The sequence below is a fragment of the Brevundimonas sp. 'scallop' genome, from assembly GCF_011045535.1.
In the GTDB taxonomy this organism is placed as follows: Bacteria; Pseudomonadota; Alphaproteobacteria; order Caulobacterales; family Caulobacteraceae; genus Brevundimonas; species Brevundimonas vesicularis.
On record NZ_CP039382.1, the window covers coordinates 2,599,926 to 2,620,465 of the forward strand.

At 66.1% G+C, this 20,540-nt stretch carries 19 protein-coding genes; 13 read left to right on the plus strand and 6 right to left on the minus strand.

The window, feature by feature from the left end; genetic code table 11:
* Positions 1-12: 12 nt before the first annotated feature.
* Entirely contained in the window at positions 13-3,090 is a 3,078-nt protein-coding gene (locus E4341_RS12965) for a TonB-dependent receptor (protein WP_312185054.1), read from the minus strand.
* Positions 3,091-3,335: 245 nt separating this feature from the next.
* On the opposite strand from E4341_RS12965, the gene E4341_RS12970 reads away from it, so the two are divergent.
* From E4341_RS12970 to pgsA, 6 genes are read left to right on the plus strand one after another with little or no spacing between them, the layout of a single operon-like run.
* On the plus strand, positions 3,336-3,806 hold the full coding sequence (locus E4341_RS12970; protein ID WP_165117803.1) for an NUDIX domain-containing protein: 471 nt from the start codon (positions 3,336-3,338) through the stop codon (positions 3,804-3,806).
* 42 nt (positions 3,807-3,848) lie between these two features.
* Complete coding sequence (locus tag E4341_RS12975; protein WP_165117805.1) at positions 3,849-4,457, plus strand: hypothetical protein; 609 nt, start codon at positions 3,849-3,851, stop codon at positions 4,455-4,457.
* Between the two features lie 8 nt (positions 4,458-4,465).
* Positions 4,466-4,900 (plus strand): DMT family transporter, encoded by a 435-nt coding sequence (locus E4341_RS12980; RefSeq protein ID WP_240893565.1) that lies wholly within the window; start codon positions 4,466-4,468, stop codon positions 4,898-4,900.
* 16 nt (positions 4,901-4,916) lie between these two features.
* Positions 4,917-6,797, plus strand: a complete 1,881-nt coding sequence (uvrC, locus tag E4341_RS12985; protein WP_165117809.1) for an excinuclease ABC subunit UvrC — start codon at positions 4,917-4,919, stop codon at positions 6,795-6,797.
* A gap of 21 nt (positions 6,798-6,818) precedes the next feature.
* Positions 6,819-7,442, plus strand: a complete 624-nt coding sequence (locus E4341_RS12990; protein ID WP_055753092.1) for a carbonic anhydrase — start codon at positions 6,819-6,821, stop codon at positions 7,440-7,442.
* Between the two features lie 44 nt (positions 7,443-7,486).
* A complete protein-coding gene (gene pgsA / locus E4341_RS12995; protein ID WP_370458456.1) occupies positions 7,487-8,131 on the plus strand; it encodes a CDP-diacylglycerol--glycerol-3-phosphate 3-phosphatidyltransferase in 645 nt (214 codons plus the stop codon).
* Here the strand turns inward: pgsA and E4341_RS13000 are convergent.
* Together E4341_RS13000 and E4341_RS13005 are read right to left on the minus strand one after the other, a co-directional pair.
* Positions 8,128-8,643, minus strand: a complete 516-nt coding sequence (locus tag E4341_RS13000) for a TIGR02281 family clan AA aspartic protease (protein WP_017505111.1) — start codon at positions 8,641-8,643, stop codon at positions 8,128-8,130. The two genes, pgsA and E4341_RS13000, sit on opposite strands and share 4 nt — an antisense overlap.
* A gap of 75 nt (positions 8,644-8,718) precedes the next feature.
* On the minus strand, positions 8,719-8,940 hold the full coding sequence (locus tag E4341_RS13005) for a DUF1289 domain-containing protein (protein ID WP_165117813.1): 222 nt from the start codon (positions 8,938-8,940) through the stop codon (positions 8,719-8,721).
* A 156-nt stretch (positions 8,941-9,096) separates the two neighbouring features.
* On the opposite strand from E4341_RS13005, the gene E4341_RS13010 reads away from it, so the two are divergent.
* Entirely contained in the window at positions 9,097-9,249 is a 153-nt protein-coding gene (locus E4341_RS13010) for a hypothetical protein (protein ID WP_017505113.1), read from the plus strand.
* Positions 9,250-9,365: 116 nt separating this feature from the next.
* Complete coding sequence (locus E4341_RS13015) at positions 9,366-10,163, plus strand: crotonase/enoyl-CoA hydratase family protein (RefSeq protein WP_165117815.1); 798 nt, start codon at positions 9,366-9,368, stop codon at positions 10,161-10,163.
* Positions 10,164-10,172: 9 nt separating this feature from the next.
* Here E4341_RS13015 and E4341_RS13020 read toward each other — a convergent pair whose 3' ends face one another.
* The 3 genes from E4341_RS13020 to E4341_RS13030 are packed head-to-tail and all read right to left on the minus strand — an operon-like array spanning position 10,173 to position 13,136.
* On the minus strand, positions 10,173-11,177 hold the full coding sequence (locus E4341_RS13020; protein WP_039248126.1) for an HlyD family secretion protein: 1,005 nt from the start codon (positions 11,175-11,177) through the stop codon (positions 10,173-10,175).
* Between the two features lie 34 nt (positions 11,178-11,211).
* Entirely contained in the window at positions 11,212-11,967 is a 756-nt protein-coding gene (locus E4341_RS13025; RefSeq protein ID WP_165117817.1) for an ABC transporter ATP-binding protein, read from the minus strand.
* Positions 11,964-13,136 (minus strand): ABC transporter permease, encoded by a 1,173-nt coding sequence (locus E4341_RS13030; protein WP_055805778.1) that lies wholly within the window; start codon positions 13,134-13,136, stop codon positions 11,964-11,966. Before E4341_RS13030 ends, E4341_RS13025 begins: the two co-directional genes overlap by 4 nt.
* Before the next feature lie 214 nt (positions 13,137-13,350).
* Between E4341_RS13030 and E4341_RS13035 the strand changes: the two genes are divergently transcribed.
* The 5 genes from E4341_RS13035 to E4341_RS13055 all read left to right on the plus strand — a co-directional run bounded on the left by E4341_RS13035 (position 13,351) and on the right by E4341_RS13055 (position 20,531).
* Positions 13,351-15,444 carry a S46 family peptidase gene (locus tag E4341_RS13035; protein WP_055806879.1) on the plus strand — a complete coding sequence of 698 codons (2,094 nt, stop codon included), beginning with the start codon at positions 13,351-13,353 and terminating at the stop codon, positions 15,442-15,444.
* Positions 15,445-15,627: 183 nt separating this feature from the next.
* Entirely contained in the window at positions 15,628-17,706 is a 2,079-nt protein-coding gene (locus tag E4341_RS13040) for a S46 family peptidase (protein ID WP_165117819.1), read from the plus strand.
* Positions 17,703-18,212 (plus strand): GNAT family N-acetyltransferase, encoded by a 510-nt coding sequence (locus tag E4341_RS13045; protein ID WP_165117840.1) that lies wholly within the window; start codon positions 17,703-17,705, stop codon positions 18,210-18,212. Before E4341_RS13040 ends, E4341_RS13045 begins: the two co-directional genes overlap by 4 nt.
* Before the next feature lie 46 nt (positions 18,213-18,258).
* Positions 18,259-18,834: a TetR/AcrR family transcriptional regulator gene (locus E4341_RS13050; RefSeq protein ID WP_165117842.1), complete on the plus strand. Its 576-nt coding sequence runs from the start codon at positions 18,259-18,261 to the stop codon at positions 18,832-18,834.
* Entirely contained in the window at positions 18,834-20,531 is a 1,698-nt protein-coding gene (locus E4341_RS13055) for an MFS transporter (RefSeq protein ID WP_165117844.1), read from the plus strand. Before E4341_RS13050 ends, E4341_RS13055 begins: the two co-directional genes overlap by 1 nt.
* Positions 20,532-20,540: the final 9 nt, after the last annotated feature.

Here is a 20,540-nt window from a genome sequence, read left to right on the forward strand (position 1 = left end):
CTCCGACATCCATCAGAAGGTGTAGCGAACACCCAGATAGGCACGACGCGGTTGAACCCACGCATTGGCTTCGCCGAAGGCGTACTGACCGCTGCCCGCGACCAGCTTCTGCTCGGCGGTAGCGGCCTGGTTGTCCAGGATATTGAAGATGTCCAGGAACAGTTCGGCGTTTCCGATCGGCAACGGCCGCTGATAGCGGAAGCGCATATCAAAGGTGTAATACGACGGACCCGTCGCCGAGCCGACGTTGTTCGGCAGAACGAAGGTGTCCTGCACCCCGCCGGACGTCGAGCCGTTGTCCATCAGCGGCAGATAGCGACCGCTGATCAACTGCGCCGGCGTATAGAGCGCGCCGCTGTTCCAGTTGAAGACGCCCGACACCTGCAGACCGAAGTTGAAGTCGTACGAGGCATAGGCCTTGAACTGGTGTTCGATATTGCCGGGTTGCGGTCCGTACATGTTCGGCGCGCGGGGGTCGAGCGCGATCCAGTCGCCCTGGAAGTCGGCGTTGGAGTCGGAGTTCGAGTTCCCTTCGGCCTTGTTGTACGTATAGGACGCCTGCCCTTGCCAGTTGTCGGTCTTGAACTTGGTGACCGTGACTTCGAAGCCGGTGTAGTTGCGCTCTCCGCCCGGCAACGTGCCGATGACATAGTTCGAGTTCGGCTTGGACGCGTAGCCGAAGTACGAATACGGCAGATAGTAGAACGATCCCGGATAGGCGTAACCGAAGGGCGCCGTGGCGGCCGTCAGCGTCGGATCCGAATACAGCGTCAGATCGAAGTCTTCCAGGATGTCGCGCGTCTCACGACGCGTCACCGTCGCGGTCAGGCCGACGCTGGAGCCGAAGGTGGTCGATGCGCCCAGCATGAACTCATCGGTGTAAGGCGTCTTGGTCGCCGGCGAGAACAAGGCGTCCGGCGTGGTCGCGCCGCCGCGGGTGCGGAAGGTGACCCAGGTGCCGTTGATGTTGATCTGCTCTTCATCGACCGGCCCGGTCAGGGCGCCCGCGAAGTCCGACATGTTGTTGCGGATGGGGTCGTAATAGCGGCCCGCGAAACCGAAGACCTTCGAACGACCGTCTCCGAGCACGTCATAGACGACGCTCAGACGCGGCGCATATTCCCAGTCGAAGGTCGCCGTCTTGGAGCCGTCGGAGGCGAAGTGCTCCCACTTCTCGGCTCGAACGCCGGCGTTGACGGTCAACTGGTTAAGGGTCCAGGTGTCCTGCAAATACAGGCTCTGGCCTTCGCTCTTGACCTCGTAAGGGGCGCTGATGGTCCGCAGGGCCCGATAAACGTTGACGTTGCCGTAGGGCGCGCCAGCCGTATTGGTGAAGCGATAGGCGTTCAACTCAGCCTGGGAGACGGTGCCGTCCAAGTTGGTGTCGACCGCCGCACGCGCCGTGGCGTTGCCCTGAATCGCGGCCAGAACCCGCGCATTGTCGGCCTGCACGATCGCCCGACCAGTCCATGCGTTCGCGCCGCTGGCCGTCGTGTAATCGAGGTAGGTGGTGCCCGAATAGATCGGGGCCAGCGACTGATAGGTCACGCCGCCCGGAACAGTCCCGTTTTCCTCATACACGTTCTCGGTATTGATGTAGCCGCCTTTGAAGGTGTGGCTGCCGAACGCGGTGTCGAGATAATATTCGAAGTTCAGGCCGAACTCGTCGCGATTGCGATGCGTTTCCAGATTCGAACCTGCGCCACCCAGTTGGCGCTGAGCTAGGGTCGATCCAGCCGAGTTCCGGAAGGTGACGGTATCACGCACCGACTGGTCCGCAGCGCTCGTCGTGACTTCGCCTTCGTGACGGAACCAATAGGCGCCGAGTTGCAGATCGCCCCAGGTGCGGCCGTACTCGACCTTATAGTTCTTGCCGCCCTGTTCCTGCGCCACATCTCGATTGTTCAAGGTCGCCGAAGAGCTGGAGCCGCTGATGCTGGTCGGATCCTCGAAATAGCTGGCCGTCAGACGATCATCGTCCGTGATCTGCCAGGTCAGCTTGCCGAAGGTGTATTCGCCGTCATTGGTGACGGTGCGCAGCACGTTGCCGCTGTTGACGTCCAGAACCTCATCTTCACGGTGCTTCTTCTGGTACGAACCATAGAACCACAGACGATCGCGGATGATCGGCCCGCCCAGGGTCGCGGCGGTGTCATAGGTCGAGAAGCCGCCCGAAGTGGTGTGCTCGTCCTTGGCCACCAACCCGTCGTTCTGGAAGTAGTAGTTCAGAGAACCGTGGAACTCGTTGCCGCCGGACTTGGTGACGACGCGCGAGATCAGACCGGAACCACCGGCGTATTCTGCGGGCACGCCGCTGACGATGACCTGTTGCTCCTGAATAATTTCAGAGTTGAAGTTGGACCCGAATGTCCCGGTCGACGGGTCGGTCACGTCGACGCCATCCAGATAGTAGACGTTGTCGGTCGAAGTGCCGGTCGCACCGCCGATGTCCGAATAGTTGATGCCGGAGCGTGAGGACGGGTTGCCGCCGCTTGACGGCTTCACGCCGGGCACCAACTGCAGATAGCTTTGATAGCTGCGTCCCGTCGGCAGCGACTCCACCACGCCGAGGGTCAACGTCGTTCCAACCGTCGCAGAGGTGACGTCCACCGAGGCCAGCGACGTGCCGGTCACAACGATATCGCCCAGGGTCGAGACGTCGCCCCCTTTAAGGACATAGCCGAGAGAGCGCTCTTGACCGCTGACAACGGCGACGTTGTTCGCAGTGAAGGCATCATAGCCCGGCGCGACGACATTGACGGAGTAGTTGATCGCGGGATCCAGACCCGAAAGGCGCACGAAACCGGCAGAGTCCGTCACCCCGCTTCGCGTCACCAAACTGACGGAAGAATTAACGGTCACCGTTGCGCCAGCCACGGGCTGACCGCCCGCCTGGATGGAAATGCGAAGCGCGCCCGTCTGAGACTGCGCGTGCGCCACGCTCGGCAAAGCGACCAGCGACATGACGGGAATCGCGGCCAGCAAGGCGCCGCCTACGACGGTGCTGGCCAAAAGGCGTTGACGGATACTGCGACTGTTCAAAACGAACCCCTCCTTGAAAAGAGCCCGACGACCGATCGACATCCCCATGCCGATGGGCGCCCGACGCACACCCAGGGCGGGTGTGATGACAGGGAGCCTAAGCAGACGCGCCGCGTTCGCCACGATTATTACACGGTCGTCATAAAACAGCGTCACGTCGTGCCAATATTGCCACGCATAAGCCACACTTCGGATTGCGACGTTATAACGATTGATTTTCCCCAATGGTTTGCGACCCCAAATGGATACGTTAGGGCTCGAACACGCCGAATTTTCATAGAGTTGACCCACCCATGACCTGGCGCATCCACGTCGAACCGTTCACCCGTCCGCTCTTCTTCGCCTGGTCGCGCCTGACGCGCGGCAAGACGTTGGGCGTGCGGGCGGTGGCGGTGGAGGCGCAGGGGCGGGTGCTGATGGTGCGGCACACCTATCTGGCCGGCTGGTGGTTGCCGGGCGGCGGGGTGGATCGGGGCGAGACCACCCAGGCCGCCGTGGTGCGCGAACTGCGCGAAGAAGCCGGTCTGGTCGCGCGCGGGGCGCCGCGCCTGATCTCGATCCACTCCAACGAGCGGTTCTTTCCCGGCGATCACGTCGCCGTCTTCCGCATCGACGCCTTCGATGTGGGCGAGCGCACCAGCCACGGCGAGATCGCCGAGATCGGCTGGTTCTCGCCCTACGCCTTGCCGGACGATGTGAACCGGGGCTGTGGCGCGCGCCTGGCCGAAATCTTCGACGGCGCCCCGGTCGATCCGGACTGGTGAGAGACGTCCGCATCTGACGCAGGCGCGTGCCAGCGTCCGCCCATGACCCAAGTCGCCCCCGTCTATCGCGTCCGCTCGCAGGAGATCTGGGATATGGCCCGCGACGACTATCTGGCGGGCGAGCCGGCGCGGATCGTCTGCCGCCGCTACGACCTGGGCCTGTCGGCCTTTCGCATCCGCGCCCGCAAGGGCGAATGGCGGCGCGGAGATCAGGACGATCCCGACCTGTACGATCCCGCGCTTGAGCTGGAGGCGGTCAAGGATGTCGCCTTTTCCGACATGGCCGACACGGCGCGTCGTCGCCTGCAACTGGCCCTGATGGACGGCGAGGCGACCGAGGCCCAGCGCTGGCTCAAGATTTTCGAAGCCCTGTCGTCGATGGCGTCGGCGACCGGCGATGTGCACACAATGCACCCTGATTTTTCGCCCCGACCGTCTGATCGGACCGACGCGCCCGACCCTCACCCTTCGACGGACGACGCCGAGTCCGGACCGGGTGAAGCGCACGAATTGCACCGTGATTCATCTTCGGACGACCTAAGCCGGTCCGGCGCGTCCCTCAATCGGGCCGAGCGCCGCCGCCTGCGTCGCGCCCACCGCCGAACGCCGCCCTCTGCAAGCCGTGAAAGCCATGTTAGCCAGGGGCCATGAACCCGTCCGTGCTCGCCATCCTCGTCGTCATCCTGGCCGGCGGCGCCACCGCTCTTCAGGCCCCGACCAACGCCAAGCTGGCGACAGCCGTGGCCTCCCCGGTCAACGCCGCCTTCATCTCCTTTGCGGTCGGGACGACGGTGCTGGGGATATTGGCGGCGATCCTGCACACCCGGCCGGACATGGCCGCGACGCGCGCCCTGCCCTGGTACGCTTGGCTGGGCGGGGCCTACGGCGCCTGTTTCGTGGTCGCCGCCGCCTGGGGCGTGCCGCGCCTGGGGGTGGCCATGACCATCACCCTGATGGTCGGCGGCCAGCTGCTGCTCAGCCTGGCGCTGGATCATTTCGGGGCGTTGGGCGTGCCGCGCCAGCCGTTGAACATCGGCCGCATCGCCGGCGTGGGGCTTGTTCTGGCTGGCGTCCTTCTGGTCCGGCGCTCTTGACCCTATATCGGGCGCGATGACCGAGGAGACGCCTGATTCCCAACTGAAAGCCGCCGCCCTGATCGCCGACGAGGCGCGCCGGGCGCCGGACAAGCCGGGCGTCTATCGCATGTATGGCGAGGACGGGTCCTGCCTGTATGTCGGCAAGGCCAAGTCGCTGAAGAAGCGCATCATCCAGTATGCGCAAGGGCGTTTTCACACCCAGCGCATCGGCCTGATGGTGTCGCAGACCCGGTCGATGGAGCTGGTGGTCACCGCCACCGAGACCGAAGCTCTGCTGCTGGAATCCAACTTCATCAAGAAGCTGAAGCCCCGTTTCAACGTGGTGCTTCGCGACGACAAGTCCTTCGCCGAACTGATGATCCGCCGCGATCACCGCGCGCCACAGGTCAGGAAGCATCGCGGGGCCCACACCACGCCCGGCGACTATTTCGGCCCCTTCGCCTCGACCTGGGCGGTCAACCGCACGCTGAACACCCTGCAGAAGGCCTTCCTGCTGCGCTCCTGTTCCGACAGCGTCTATGAGACCCGCACCCGTCCCTGCATGCTGCATCAGATCAAGCGTTGCTCGGCCCCCTGCACCGGCTTGATCTCGCTTGAGGACTACGGCGAACTGGTCACCGAGGCCGAACAGTTCCTGCGCGGCAAGTCCCGCGCCGTCATCAGTCGCCTGTCCAAGGAGATGCAGGCGGCGTCCGACGAGATGGACTTCGAACAGGCCGCCCGCGTGCGCGACCGCATCCGCGCCCTGTCGGCCATTGCGATGGAGAACTCCGTCAGCGCCGACAGCGTCGCCGAGGGCGACGTCTTCGCCCTGCATTCCGACGGCGGCCAGGCCTGCGTCCAGGTCTTCTTCTATCGCGCCGGCCAGAACTGGGGCGGCCGCGCCTATTTCCCGCGCGTGGACAAGACCGACACCGATCCTGAGATTTTGGCCGCCTTCCTGGGCCAGTTCTACGAGGACAAGCCGATCCCGCGCCTGATCCTGTCCAACGTCCGCCCGCACGAGCTGGAGCTGCTGGAAGAGGCCTTTTCGATGAAGGCGGATCGCAAGGTCGAGATCGTCCGCCCGATGCGTGGCGAGAAGCTGGCGCTGGTCGACCACGCCCTGACCAATGCGCGCGAGGCTCTGGGCCGCCGCCTGGCCGAAAGCTCGGCGCAGGGCAAGATTCTGGACGAGGTTTGCGAGGCCTTCGGACTGGAGAGCCGACCCGAGCGGATCGAGATCTACGACAACGCCCACATTCAGGGGACCAATGCGGTCGGCGGCATGGTCGTCGCCGGCCCCGAGGGCTTCCAGAAGTCGCAGTATCGCAAGTTCAACATCCGGGGCGAGGATCTGACGCCCGGCGACGACTACGGCATGATGCGCGAGGTGATGCGCCGTCGTTTCTCGCGCCTGATCAAGGATGAAGAAGAAGGCGAGGCCAAGGGCGAAGACGTCGTCCGCCCCGACCTGCTGCTGATCGACGGCGGCGCGGGACAGTTGGCCGAGGTGCTGGCGGTCATGGCCGACCTGGGCGGGCTGGACGACATCGCCGTCGTCGGCGTGGCCAAGGGCCCGGATCGCGACGCCGGCATGGAGAAGTTCTTCATGCCCGGCAAGGCGCCCTTCATGCTGCCGCTCAAGTCGCCAGCCCTCTACTATCTGCAGCGCCTGCGCGACGAGGCCCACCGTTTCGCCAACGGCGCCCACGCCAAGCGCCGCTCGATGGACATCAAGAAGAACCCGCTGGACGAGATCGAAGGCGTCGGCCCCGGCCGCAAGAAGGCCCTGCTGCACGCCTTCGGCTCGGCCAAGGGCGTCAGCCGCGCCTCGTTGGCCGACCTGGTCAAGGTCGACGGCATCAACCAACCTCTCGCCGAACGCATCCACGCCTTCTTCCGTAAAAGCTGAGCCGGAGCTAAGACACCGACCATGAGCGACATCGAAGACGAACTGACCGCCGGCTATCGCCGCTTCCGCGCCGAGCACTGGCCGACGGCCCGGGCCGAATACGAGACCCTGGCGACAAAGGGCCAGAAGCCGCACACCCTGATCGTGGCCTGTTCCGACAGCCGCGCCGATCCGGCCCTGATCTTCGACGCCAAGCCGGGCGAACTGTTCGTCGTGCGCAACGTCGCCAATCTGGTCCCGCCCTATGAGCCGGACGGCAAGCTGCACGGCGTGTCGGCGGCGCTGGAGTTCGGGGTCAAGGTGCTGGGCGTCAAGCGGATCGTGGTCATGGGCCACGCCCACTGCGGCGGGGTCAACGCCATGATCAACGGCGCCCCTGAAATCGTCGCCGACTTCGTCGCCCCCTGGATCGCCCAAGGCGCGCCAGTCGTCCAGCATGTCGCCGAAACCGTCGCCCCCGACCAGCTGGAGCGCGCAGCCGAAGAAGCCATCGTGCGGCTGTCGATCCGGAACCTGCGCACCTTCCCGTGGATCGCCGAGCGCGAAGCCAAGGGCGAGCTTCAGCTCAGCGGTCTGCATTTCGGCATCGCCGAGGGCGCGCTTACGGCCCTGACCGACAAGCCGCGGTTCGAACCGTTGGATTGAGCGGCGAACCGTGCCACACCCGGCGCGTTGCAACGGACATGACGATGACCTCCGCCCACCGCGCCAACCCCATTCCCAACATCCTGACCGGGCTGCGTCTGGCGGCCGGGGTGGTGATGTTCGCCATGATGGCCGGGGCCGCGCCGGGCGCGCTTGAGGCTTGGCTGTCGCCGGAAACCCAGGGGCGGTTCAGCGTTTGGGCCTTCTGGATCTTCGTCATCGCGGCCTCGACTGACTGGGTCGACGGCTATCTGGCCCGGCGCTGGAACGCGACCACGCGCTGGGGCGCCATTCTCGATCCCATCGCCGACAAGGTGCTGGTGACTGGGGCCATCCTGGGCGTCCTGGCCTCGGGTTCGCTGCCCGGCATCGCCCTGCCCTGCGGCCTGATCCTGTTCCGCGAATTCGCCGTCTCCGCCCTGCGCGAGACGATGGCCGGCCGCATCGAACTGCCGGTCACCCTGGCCGCCAAGTGGAAGACCACGGTGCAGATGGTGGCGCTCGCCGCGCTTCAGCTGACCCTGCTGTGGGGCGCCCTGGGCCTGCAGAACGAGGACGGATCCCCGCTGGCCTGGCAGCCGGCGTTCGAGTCCTTCGCCATCTTCCTGATCTGGTTCGCCGCCATCATCACCCTGTGGACCGGCTGGCAGTATTTCAGCGAAGCCCGTCGCCAGATGCGCGATCTTTAGGGGCGCAGAGTCAGCCCGGCCGGCGTGGCGGAAAAGGCGGAAAGCCGGCCCAGATAGCTCATGCCCAGCAGGGAGTATTCCAGCCCCTGCTCGACCACCAGGGCCTCGACCCGGTCCACACGCGCGCCCGCGACCGAGATCGTCTTCAGCTGAACCGGCGCGGCGCGCACGACACCCGATGCGGTCTGGACCTTGCCGGTGAAGGCTTCGGGTTCGGGATCGACGCCTAGTCTCAGGGCGTCGGCGCGCGTCAGGGCGACCACGCTGGCGCCCGTATCCACCAGCACCCGCACCGCCTTGCCGTCGATATTGGCCTCGGCCCAATAGTGGCCGTCCGCGCCCTTCACCACCTGGGCGTCCGTGCCGGAGGCGCCGACCGCCGCCTCGACCACGGGCGTCGCCGCCTGGGCCATGCCGTCGCCTTCCAGATGGCGGATCGTCAGAGCCGTGCCGAACGACGCCATGAGAGCGAAGCCGAGGACGACGACAGACTGGGTATCGATGCGAACCATGCCTCTGTCCTAGAGGCGCGGCGTTTTGATGGGGTGAAACGACGTGGCTGACGAAAGCTTAAGCCGCTAACCGCGCTAGCCCAGCTTGGCCGGATCGACCTGACTACGGCGCGACGGCAGGTCGGCCATGACCGCCGCGCGCTCGGCGTCGCTCAGCGACCGCCAGCCGGCGATTTCCTTCAGCGTGCGAAAACAGCCGAGGCAAAGGCCGCTCTCGCCATCGACCGCGCACACCATGACGCAGGGCGTGGCGATGGCCTTGGGCGGTCCGGGCCGGCTCGGGGTCGTCGCGCTCATTGTGACACAGCGGCGAAAATCACTCCGACTCCTGACGAATAAAGTTGCAAATTCACGAAACTGTCTTATATCGGCTGATGACGCGAAACGACTGACGGTGGAATCCCATTGGTACGACGCGTCTCTTTTCATCGTTCTGCGAAAGGAGACGCCAAGATGAACGATAAGGAGCGTAACCTCCAACACGCCATGATGTCCTTCGCCCTTTGGGGCGGGATGCTGGTCAACAGTCGGCATATGCCGTCGAACTCGGGCCGGGTGGTCAGCCATCCGTCCAACTTCGTACCTTATACGATCAAGAAACGCTGACGGCCCGCTCGGACCTCAGCCTGAAGAAGCCCCGGTTTCGCCGGGGCTTTTGCAATTCCGGGCTTGCCTGACGCGGCGTTCGCGGTCGATGACGGTCGCGAAGACGGAGACTATGCATGGGCCTGATCACCGAAGAAAAGCGAGGCGCGATCCTGACCTGGACGCTGGATCGCGAGGCGCGGCTGAACGCCCTGCCCGATATGGGCGACGGCGACGAGGTCGCGGCGGCGTGCGAGCGGGTCAACGCCGATCCATCGATCCGCTGCGTGGTCCTGACCGGCGCCGGCCGGGCGTTCTCGGCCGGCGGCGATCTGACGGCGATGCGGGACAGGCGCGACCTGTTCGAGGGGTCGGGCGCCGCCATCCGCGAACGCTATCGCCGCGTCGTCCACCGGATCGTGCGGTCGCTGTATGGGCTTGAGGTTCCGCTGATCGCCGCCGTCAATGGGCCGGCGATGGGGTTGGGCTGCGATATCGCCGGCCTGGGCGATATCCGTATCGCCTCGGACCGCGCCAGCTTCGGCGTGCCCTTCCTGAAGCTGGGCATCATTCCCGGCGACGGCGGATCGTGGCTGCTGCCGCGCAACATCGGCTATGCCCGCGCCGCCGAACTGCTGTTTACCACGCGCTCCATCGATGCCGCTACGGCCGCCGAATGGGGGCTGGTCAACCGCGTGGTCGCGCACGACAGCCTGATGGACGAAGCCCTGGCCGTCGCCGCCCAGGTCGCGGCCCAGCCGCCGCAGGCCCTGCGCATGGCCAAGACCCTGCTGCGTCAGGGTCGCGACACGACCTTCGACCAGATGCTGGAGATGTCGGCGGCGATGCAGGCGCTGGCCCACCTGACCGAGGACCATCAGGAAGGCGTCGCCGCCGTGCTGGAAAAGCGGCCGGGCGATTTCACCGGCCGCTGATCCGACGTCCTATTTCGTCTTCATCGCCTCGCTGGGCCCCACGCCGGCGGCGACCGCGCGTTTGGCCCCGGCGGTCTCGCCCGGCTTCATGAACTTGACCAGCACCCGCTGTCCGATCAGCAGGGGCGCATCGCCGGCCGAGGCGACCACTTCCACTACCCGCTCGTCGCTGCGCTGCGAGGGATCGTCAGAGGCCAGTTTGCGCGCCCCGAACACGGCGGCCCGACGCATGACGGCGCCGATATAGACCTTGCTGGCGTCGCCCTCGGGGCTGATCTCCACTGCCTGGCCGTCGGTCAGGTTCGGCAGGTCGCTTTCGACCACCTCGGCGCGGACGATGCGCGGCGCGTCCGGCTCCAGATCGAACATGTTGGAGACGTTCAGTGTCGAGGCGCCGGCGCCGGGGTTGGCGTAACGGCGCACGATCCGGCCGTTGGTCGGCGCGCGGATGACCGTCAGTTCCTGATTGTAGCGGGCTTGGTCCAGCTGGGCGCGCGCGGTCTGGACGGCGGCGACCTGCGACCCCAGGCGGGCCTGGGCGGTGGCGATGGCGTCCTGGGCCTGGTCCATGCGCTGGGCGGCGACGAAGTTGGTGGCGACCAGGCGTTGCAGGCGCTCCTGCTCGCGCTGGGCGGTGCGGATGTCCACGCGGATTTGGGCCAGTTGGCTTTCGGCCTGGCTGACGGCGGCGGCGGCGGCCTGCACCGCCAGACGTGCCTCGTCGTCTTCCTGACGGGCCAGGATCTGCCCGGCGACGACGCGATCGCCTTCCTGAACCAGAACGTCACGGACGATGCCGCCGCGACGGGCCGCGATCTGGATGATGCCGCCCTCGACGTCGACCTTGCCGTTGGCAATAGCCGCATAGGGGCTGTCGACCTTCGTCGCCGCCGCCTTCTCCTGCTCGGCCTTCTTGGTCTTGGCGGCGGACTGGAACAGCATGAAGCCGACCGCCAGCACGATCACCAGCAGCAGGCCGATCCAGGTGCGTTTTTTCTTCAGAAAGCCGGGCATTGGCGTGTCGTCCTAAGGGAAATCTTCGTGTCGGTTAGTGGGACGCCAGGATGGCGTTCGGATCAGGGATGCGGCGCTGGTCGTCCAGGATCTTGCCGTCCTCGATGTGGATGACCCGGTCGGCCCAGGCCTCCAGGCGCGGATCGTGGGTCACGCAGATGACGGCTGCGCCGTGTTCGGTGGCGGCGCGGCGAAGCAGCTTAATGACCACTTGTCCGTTTTCGCCGTCCAGGGCGGAGGTCGGTTCGTCGGCGAACAGGATCTTCGGGTCCTTGGCCAGGGCGCGGGCGATGGCGACGCGCTGCTTTTCACCGCCCGACAAAGCCGCCGGCCGCTGGTGCAGACGGTGGCCCAGACCCACCTCTTCAAGGGCGATGGTGGCGCGCTTCTTGGCCTGGCCCGCGGTCAGCCCCTGGAAGTTCAACACCGTCTCGACCTGCTGAAGCGCCGTCAGCGCGGGAAACAGGTTGAAGCCCTGGAAGATGAAGCCGCAATTATCCAGGCGGAATTTGTCGATCCGGCCCGAGGACAGCTTCCACAGATCGTCGACGTCCAGCACGTCCACCCGGCCCTCTTCGGGCTTCAGCAGGCCCGACAGGGCTGCAATCAGGGTGGACTTGCCCGAGCCGGAGGGCCCCATGACCATGGTCAGGTCGCCATGCCGCGCATCGAAATCGACGCCCTTCAGCACATCCACCCAGGCCTTGCCGGACTTGAACCGCTTGACCAGGCTTTTGGCCTCGATAGCGAAATCGCCGTGCTTGCCGTGGACCTTTGTATGAACGTTCATCGCAGCAGGTCCGCCGGTTGGCTGTTCTTGAGGATGCCCAGCGACAGCAGGCCGGACACCATGGCGATGGCGATCAGGCCGATGCCGACGATGATCAGCAGCGACAGCGGCAGGGCGATGATCACCGCCCCCATCATCGCCAGCAGCGACACCAGCCAGGTCAGGACGATGGCCGCGATGACGCCGACGACGCCGACCCAGAAGCTGAGCTCGACCACGATCCGACGCAAGGACCCCATGCTGACGCCCAGGGCCCGCAGAGAGGCGAACTCCTTGATGTTGGCCATGATGGCGCCGCGCAGGGTCTGCCAGGTGATGGCCACGCCGATGATGATCCCCAGCACGACGCAGCCGCCGATGATGATAACCAGGATGCCTTCCTCGAACATGGCGCCGGCGTTGGCGTCGGCCAGTTGCTGCTTGGTCCACGCCTTCCACTGACCGGCGCCCATGGCGTTCAGCTGAGCCACCACGATGGGCGCGCGGGCCGGATCACGCAGCTTGACCATCAAAGGACCGACGCGCGGACCCGTGTCGGCCTGGCCCAGCATCCGCAGGGTGTCGCGCGACATGACCACGCCCGGCTGCATCATATTGGGATAGCCGCGCGTCACGCCGACGACGGTGACGGTCTGGCCGTTGTACAGGGCCTTGTCGCCCAGCTTCACGCCCAGGGTCGTCAGGGCCGTCTCATCGACCGCCACGGTGTAGGGTTGGCGCAGCGCATCGACCAGTTCCTGCGAATAGTCGGTCGGGATGGTCACCGAGCCAGGACGAGTGTCGATGATGCTGGCCTGAACGAACTTCTGCCGCGGCGCGCCCTGCGACGCATTGTCCGCCTGGCTCTTGGTCGGATCGACGTTCTTGATGTTCTGGAAGGTGCCGCCGGCGCCGTCCAGCGGCATGACCTCGACCACCTCGGGGTGATTGTAGGCCAGGGGGATGAACCGGCGGGGCACGCCCGACGGCCCGCCGATCAGGCTCTTGGCGCCGGGCTGCATGATGAAGATGTCGGCGTTCGACCGTTCGATGGTCGCGGTGAATCCCTTACCGATGCCGATGAAGACGCCGGTCATCGCCAGGACCAGAAGCCCCGACAGGGCCAGGGCCATGACCGCCGCCATATAGCGACGCCACTCGAACAGCAGTGTTGATAGCGCAAGCGACATTGTCGTCGATAAACCCCCGGTACTTGCGCCTATCTGACCGTGCGCCATCTCACCGCCAAGTTAAATCGGGGTAAGGCTTGTGAACCCTTGTCATTGCGGGTTCGAAATCAGGGGATTAAGGGCCTTACAGCCTCTTGGCGCCCACCCTTCGTCGGCGCTAGTTACAACATAACAGATGGGACAGGCCGTCCCACGCTCTGGGAAACACGCCTTCATGTCCTTGCCCTCGCTTCGTCTCACCGCTTCTCTGGCCGCGCTCGGCGCCGCCACCGCCGTCCTGTCCGCGCCTGCGACCTCCGCCCGCGCCGACGAGGGCATGTGGACCTTCGACAACTTCCCCATCGCCACGGTGAACGAGAAGTATGGCACCAACATCGATCAAGCCTGGCTGGACCGCGTGCGCAACGCCGCCGTCCGCCTGCAGGGCTGCTCGGCCTCGCTGGTGTCGAATGAAGGCCTGGTGCTGACCAACCACCACTGCGTCGTTTCGTGCGTTCAGGACCTGTCCACGGCCCAGAACGACTACGTCAAAAACGGCTGGATGCCCGCCACCCGCGAGGAAGAGAAGAAGTGCCCCGGCCAGACGGCCGAAATCCTGACCGACATCGTCGACGTCACCGACCGCGTGACCGGCGCCGGCGCCGGTCTTGAGGGCGCCGCCTTCGTCCAGGCCCGCGCCGCCGAGATCGACAAGATTCAGAAGGAAACCTGCGGCGACGACCAGAAGCTGACCTGCCAGGTCATCAGCTTCTATCGCGGCGGCCAGTACAAGCTCTACAAGTTCCGCAAATACGACGACGTGCGCCTGGTCTTCGCGCCCGAGTTCCAGGCGGCCTTCTTCGGCGGCGACCCGGACAACTTCAACTTCCCGCGCTACGCCCTGGATGCCGGTTTCCTGCGCATCTACGAAGACGGCAAGCCGGTCGCCACGCCCAACCACCTGACCTGGAACGCCAATGCGCCCAAGGAAGGCGACGTCACCTTCGTCGCCGGCAACCCTGGCTCGACCCAGCGCCTGCTGACCGTGGCCCAGCTGGAAACCCTGCGCGACCAGCAACTGCCTATCAGCCTGATCCAGACCTCGGAACTGCGCGGTCGCCTGCTGGAATATTCGACCACCGGCGAAGAGGCCAAACGCGTCTCGGTCGATCCGATCTTCGGCCTGGAGAACGGCTTCAAGGTCAACTACGGCCAGCAGGGCGCCCTGACCGACCCGGCCTTCATGGCCACCAAGCGCCGTGAAGAGCAGGAACTGCGCCAGCGCGTCGCCGCCGACCCGGCCCTGGCCCAACGCATCGGCGATCCGTGGGCCGATCTGGAACGCGCCTCGACCGCCCAGCGCGACCTCTATCTGCCCTATCGCCAGCTGGAATCGGCGGCAGGCCAACGCTCGTCGCTCTACAGCTACGCCAAGGCCATCGTCCGCGCCTCCAAGGAACGCGCCAAGCCCGTCGCTGAACGCCGCGCCGGCTATTCGGACGCCGACATCGCCTCGCTGGGCCGCCGCCTGGCGACCGAGACGCCGATCTCGAACGACCTGGAGAAGATCTATCTCGACTTCTGGCTGTCCAAGACCCGCGAATATCTGACGGTCGACAATGCGAATGTGAAGGCGCTGCTGGGCAAGGAAAGCCCCGAGCAGATTGCGGAGCGTCTGGTCGACGGCACGCGTCTGGCCGATCCCGCCTTCCGCGCCCAGGCCCTGGCCATGACGCCGGAGCAACTGGCCGCCTCGGGCGACCCGCTGATCCAGTTCGTCCTGGCCAATGACGATGCGGCCCAGGCCGTGCGCACCCAGTGGGAATCGGCTGTGTCCGGCCCGACCAGCCGCGCCGGCGAAAAGATCGCCCAGGCCCGGTTCGCGGTTTACGGCACTAACCTGTATCCCGACGCGACCTTCAGCTTGCGCCTGTCCTACGGCCAGGTGAAGGGCTGGACCTATCGCGGCGTGACGGTCGAGCCCTTCACTCAGATCGGCGGCCTTTATGAGCGCAACACCGGCGCCGAGCCTTTCAACGCGGCCGAGGACTGGCTGGCGGCAGAGGGCAAGGTCAACAAGTCGACAGTCTATGACTTCGTCTCGACCAACGACATCATCGGCGGCAACTCGGGCTCGCCCGTGATCAACGCCAAGGGCGAAGTCATCGGCGCCGCCTTCGACGGCAACATCCACTCGCTGGGCGGCAGCTTCGGTTACGATCCCGAACTGAACCGCACGGTGACGGTCTCGACCGCCGCCATCACCGAGGCCCTGCGCAACGTCTACAACCAGCCGCGCCTGCTGCGCGAACTGGGCGTGCGTCGCTAGAACGGCGCATAAACGCTTCTCCCTCCCCGCTCCGGGGAGGGTGGTCGCGAAGCGATCGGGTGGGGAGGGCTCGGCGATCCTTTACAGGACCGAGCCCTTGTCGCCCTGCCGCCCCCACCCGTCTGGCGCTGCGCGCCAGCCACCCTCCCCGGCCGGGGAGGGAGAGTTCTGGAGCTCCATCCCATGCGCCCTCTTCTCCTCGCCTCCGCCGCCGTTCTCGCTTTCGCCGCCGCCACCTCGGCCAGCGCCGAGGAAGGCATGTGGACCTACGACAACTTCCCCATCGCCCGCGCCAACCAGACGCTGGGGACCAATATCGACCAGGCCTTCCTGGATCGGGTGCGGCTGTCGTCGGTGAAGTTCGGCGGCTGTTCGGCGGGCGTGGTGTCGGGCCAAGGCCTGATGATGACCAACAACCACTGTGTCGCCACCTGCGTCGCCAACCTGTCCACGCCGCAGCAGCAATATGGCGAGACCGGCTTTACGCCCAAGACGCGCGAGGAGGAGCGCAAATGCCCCGGTGCCACGGCCGAGATCCTGACCGACATCTCCGACGTCACCGAGCGGATGCACAAGGCCGGCGAAGGGCTTGAGGGCCAGGCCTTCACCCAGGCGCGTGAGGCCGAGGCCGGGCGGATCGAGACCGAAGCCTGCGGAAACGATCCCAAGATCCGCTGCCAGGTCGTCAGCCTGTACCGGGGCGGCCAGTTCAAACTCTACAAATACCGCAAATACAGCGATGTGCGCCTGGCCTGGGCGCCGGAAGATCGCGCCGCGACCTTCGGCGGCGATCTGGACAACTTCTCCTTCCCCCGCTTCGCCATCGATGCCGCCTTCATCCGCCTGTACGAGGATGGCAAGCCGGTCGAGACGCCGATCCACTTCGCCTGGAACGCCGACAAGCCGACCGAGGGCGAGGCCGTCTTCATCACCGGCAATCCCGGCGCGACCCAGCGCCTGCTGACGATGGACCAACTGGCGACGATCCGCGACGTGGTCCTGCCGCTGGATCAGTTGATCGCCTCGGAGCTGCGCGGTCGTCTGATCCGCTATTCCGAGGAGGGCGAGGACCAGGCCTTTATCGCCATGGACCCGATCGTGGGCGTGGAGAACACCTACAAGCGCGGCCTGGGCCGGATGCGCGCCCTGACCGACGCCCAGTTCATCCAGACCAAGGCTGCGGCCGAGGTCGACTTCATGCAACGCTACGCCGCCGCCAACGGCAATGGTCCCGATCCGTGGGGTGCGCTGGAAGCGGTCCAGCCCATCGCGCGCGAACTCTATGCGCCGACCGCCCTGCTGGAAGGCGGCACGGGCCTGGGCACCACCTCGGTCGCGGGCGGATCGCAGCTGTTTCAGTGGGCCAAGGCCATCGTGCGCGGCGCGCAGGAGCGGGCCAAGCCGTCGGACCAGCGTCTGGCCGAGTTCGCCGACAGCCGCCTGCCGGGCGTCGAATCCGGCCTGTTCGCCGAGCGGCCGACCTATCCCGAGCTGGAGCAGATCCGGCTGGAATGGTGGCTGTCCAAGACGCGCGAATGGCTGACGGTGGACAGCCCCTATGTGCGCACCCTGCTGGGCAAGGAAAGCCCCGAGGACCTGTCGGCCCGCGTCGTCGCCGGCACGAAACTGGCGGACCCGGCCGTGCGTCGCGCCCTGTGGACCGGCGGCCTGGCGGCGGTTCAGGCGTCGGACGACCCGATGATCCAGTACGTATTGTCGATCGACGCCAACGCCCGCGCCGTCCGCACCGAATGGGAGAACAAGGTCAAGGCCCCGACCGACCGCGCGTCGGAACAACTGGCGGCCGCCCGCTTCGCCGCCTATGGCGACGCCGTCTATCCCGACGCCACCGGTACCCTTCGCCTGACCTATGGCAAGGTCGAAGGCTCCGACGTGCCAGGTCAGCGCTTCGGCGCCTTCACCACCTTCGCCGGCCTGTGGGACCGCGCCACCGGCGCCGAACCGTTCAAGGTCGCGCCCAAGCTGATGGCCGCCAAGGACCGGATCGATCCGAACGCGGTGATGGACATGGCCGTCTCGACCGACACCATCGGCGGTTCGTCCGGCTCGCCCGCGGTAAATTCCCGGGGCGAGATCATCGGGGCCAATTTCGACTCCACCGTCCTGACCCAGCGCAACGCCTATGGCTATGACCGCAACACCAACCGCAGCGTGATCGTCACAACCCAGGCCGTCACCGTGGCCCTGCGCGACGTTTATGGGATGGATCATCTGCTGACGGAGCTGGGCGTCAGCCGGTGACGCAGATCGCCGTCAGCGTGGCGACGCCCTACGACGTCGCCGCGCTGCATCCTCTGATCGAGCGCGCCTATCGCGGCGACACCGCCAAGGCAGGCTGGACGCACGAGGCGGACCTGCTGTTCGATGATCGCACCAGCGCGGCGGAGCTGTCGGCTCTGATCGCCGATCCCGACCGGGTCATCCTGCTGGCCCATCGCGACGGCGCGCTGATCGGCTGCGTCCAGGTCGCCCGCGCCGGCGACGACCTGGCCTATCTCGGCATGCTGACGGTCGAGCCGACCTTGCAGGCGACCGGCCTCGGCCGTCGTCTGCTCGCGGCCGCCGAAAGCGAAGCGGTCGCGCGTTTAGGCGCGCGTCGCATGGAGATGACCGTCATCCACCGCCGGACCGAACTGATCGCCTGGTACGAACGACGCGGTTATGCCCCCACCGGCGAGACCCGCCCCTTCCCCGTCGATCCGCCCCGGCCTGAGCTGGAATTCTTGGTGCTGGAAAAAGCGCTCTAGCGCCCCCTTGCAAAACGGACAGTCGTGTCCATTTACGCGCCTCACCATGACGCGCCCTGCCGAAAAACCTGTCCGCAAGGACGCCGCTCTGAACAGGGCGGCGGTGCTGGAGGCCGCGCGCGCGGTCTTCGCCGATCAGGGGCTGGATGCGCCCCTGGATCTGATCGCCGAACGGGCCGGGGTGGGGCGCGGCACCCTGTATCGGCACTTCTCCGACCGCACCGAACTGGCCCTGGCGGTGCTGGAGGCCGACGTCGCGGACCTGGGTCGGCGCACCGCCGAACAGGGCGATGATCCGCAGGCCTTCTTCTGGTTTCTCGACCGGCTGGCCGAGGACATGGTGCGCAATGCGGGACTGGCCGGCGTCGTGCGGAACGTGCGGTCGCCAGATGCGCTTACACCGTTGCGGCAGAGCTTGATGGAGGCGGGCGCCGCACCGCTGAAGCGGGCTCAGGCCGCCGGCCTGGTGAGGGAGGATCTGCGGCCGATGGACATCCGTCTGATCGCCACCCTGCTGGGCGCCGGTTTTCAGGGCGCGGACGAAGCCGAGCGCCAGGCCGTGTCGCTGCGCACCCGCGCGCTTGTGCTCGACGGGCTGAGACCTCGCGGGCGGCCGCGCTGATGGCCCGCAACAACTGGCATCTGCCCTGGGAACAGTATGTCGAGACGCTAAAGCCGCACGAGCGGCCGATGATGCCCGGCTCGCCCGCCACTCCCGATCACTCTTGGCCGATGCGGATACAGTACGCCCTGACCGGCCTGCTGGTCGCCATGGTCGGATCGCTGGGCAACGCCGCGGTCACCGCCAATATCCAGAATCTGCAAGGCTCGCTGGGGATCACGATCACCGAGGCCGCCTGGCTGCCGGTCGTCTTCGTCATGACCAACGCCTGCATGAACCTGATCCTCGTGAAGTTCCGGATGCAGTACGGCCTGCGCCTGTTCACGCAGATCTTCCTGGGCGCCTTCGTGCTGGTCTGCGCTGCCCACCTGTTCGTCGACAATTATCAATCGACCCTGTTGGTGCGGGCCATCGCCGGCATGGCGGGCGCGGGCCTTTCCAGCTTGGGCTTTCTTTATATCATCCAGGCCTTCCCGGCGGCGCATAGGCTGAAGGGGCTGATCATCGGCATCGGCCTGGCCAGTTTCGCCGTGCCGATTTCGCGCTTGGTCATGCCCGGCCTGCTCCAGCTGGGCGACTGGCGCGCCTTCTACATGTTCGAGCTGGGCCTATGCCTGGTCGCCTGGGGCGCGGTGCAGGTGGTCAAGCTGCCGCCGTCCGAGCGGCTACGCGTATTCGACCGGCTGGACTTCCTGACCTTCGCCCTGTTTGCGCCAGGCGTGGCCCTGCTGTGCGCGGCCCTGGGTCTGGGGCGCATCGTCTGGTGGACGCAAGCCGCCTGGATCGGCTGGGCCCTGATCGGGTCCGTCATCCTGCTGACCGCCGCCTTCCTGGTCGAGCACAATCGCAAGAACCCGCTGATCAACACCCGCTGGCTGACCGGGCCGGACCTGCTGCGCCTGTTCGGGGCGATCCTGCTGATCCGCATCGTGCTGTCGGAACAGACATCCGGCGCGGTGGGCTTCCTGACCGTCGTCGGCCTGGGACCAGATCAGCTTCACGGCCTCTTCGTCGTCATCCTGCTGTCGATGATCGCCGGCACCCTGGTCAGCGCCTTCACCCTGAACATGGAGAAGCTGAACAAGCCGATCGCCATCGCCCTGGCGCTGATCGCGGTCGGCGCCTGGATCGACAGCCATTCGACGGTCCTGACGCGCCCGGCGCAGCTGTATTTCAGCCAGGCCCTGATCGCCTTCGCCTCGGCCATGTTCATCGGCCCGGCGCTGATGATCGGCATCGTCAAGGTGCTGACCCAGGGCAAGCAGAACCTGATCAGCTTCATCGTCATGTTCAGCGTGCTTCAGAACGTCGGCGGTCTGGCGGGTTCGGCTCTGACCGGGACGCTTCAAATCCTCCGCGAGAAATACCATTCCAACCAGCTGGCGGCCGGGATTTCGGCGCTGGACCCGCAGGTCGCCTTGCGGCTGCGTCAGCTGTCGGGCGCCTATGCCTCGACGATAACGGACCCCGCGCTGGCGAACGCCGAAGGCGCCGTCCTGCTAGGCCGACAGGTGACGCAACAGGCCAATGTGCTGGCCTACAACGACGTCTTTCTGGTCATCGCCGTGATCGCGGCCCTGGGCTCCGCCTGGGTGACCGTCACCCACCTGCGGCCGCGCTGGAAGGCGCGCCGCGACGCCAAGAACAACAATGCAGACGCTGCGGTCCAGAGCGCCGCCGTCGCCGCCGCCGACTGAACCGAGACC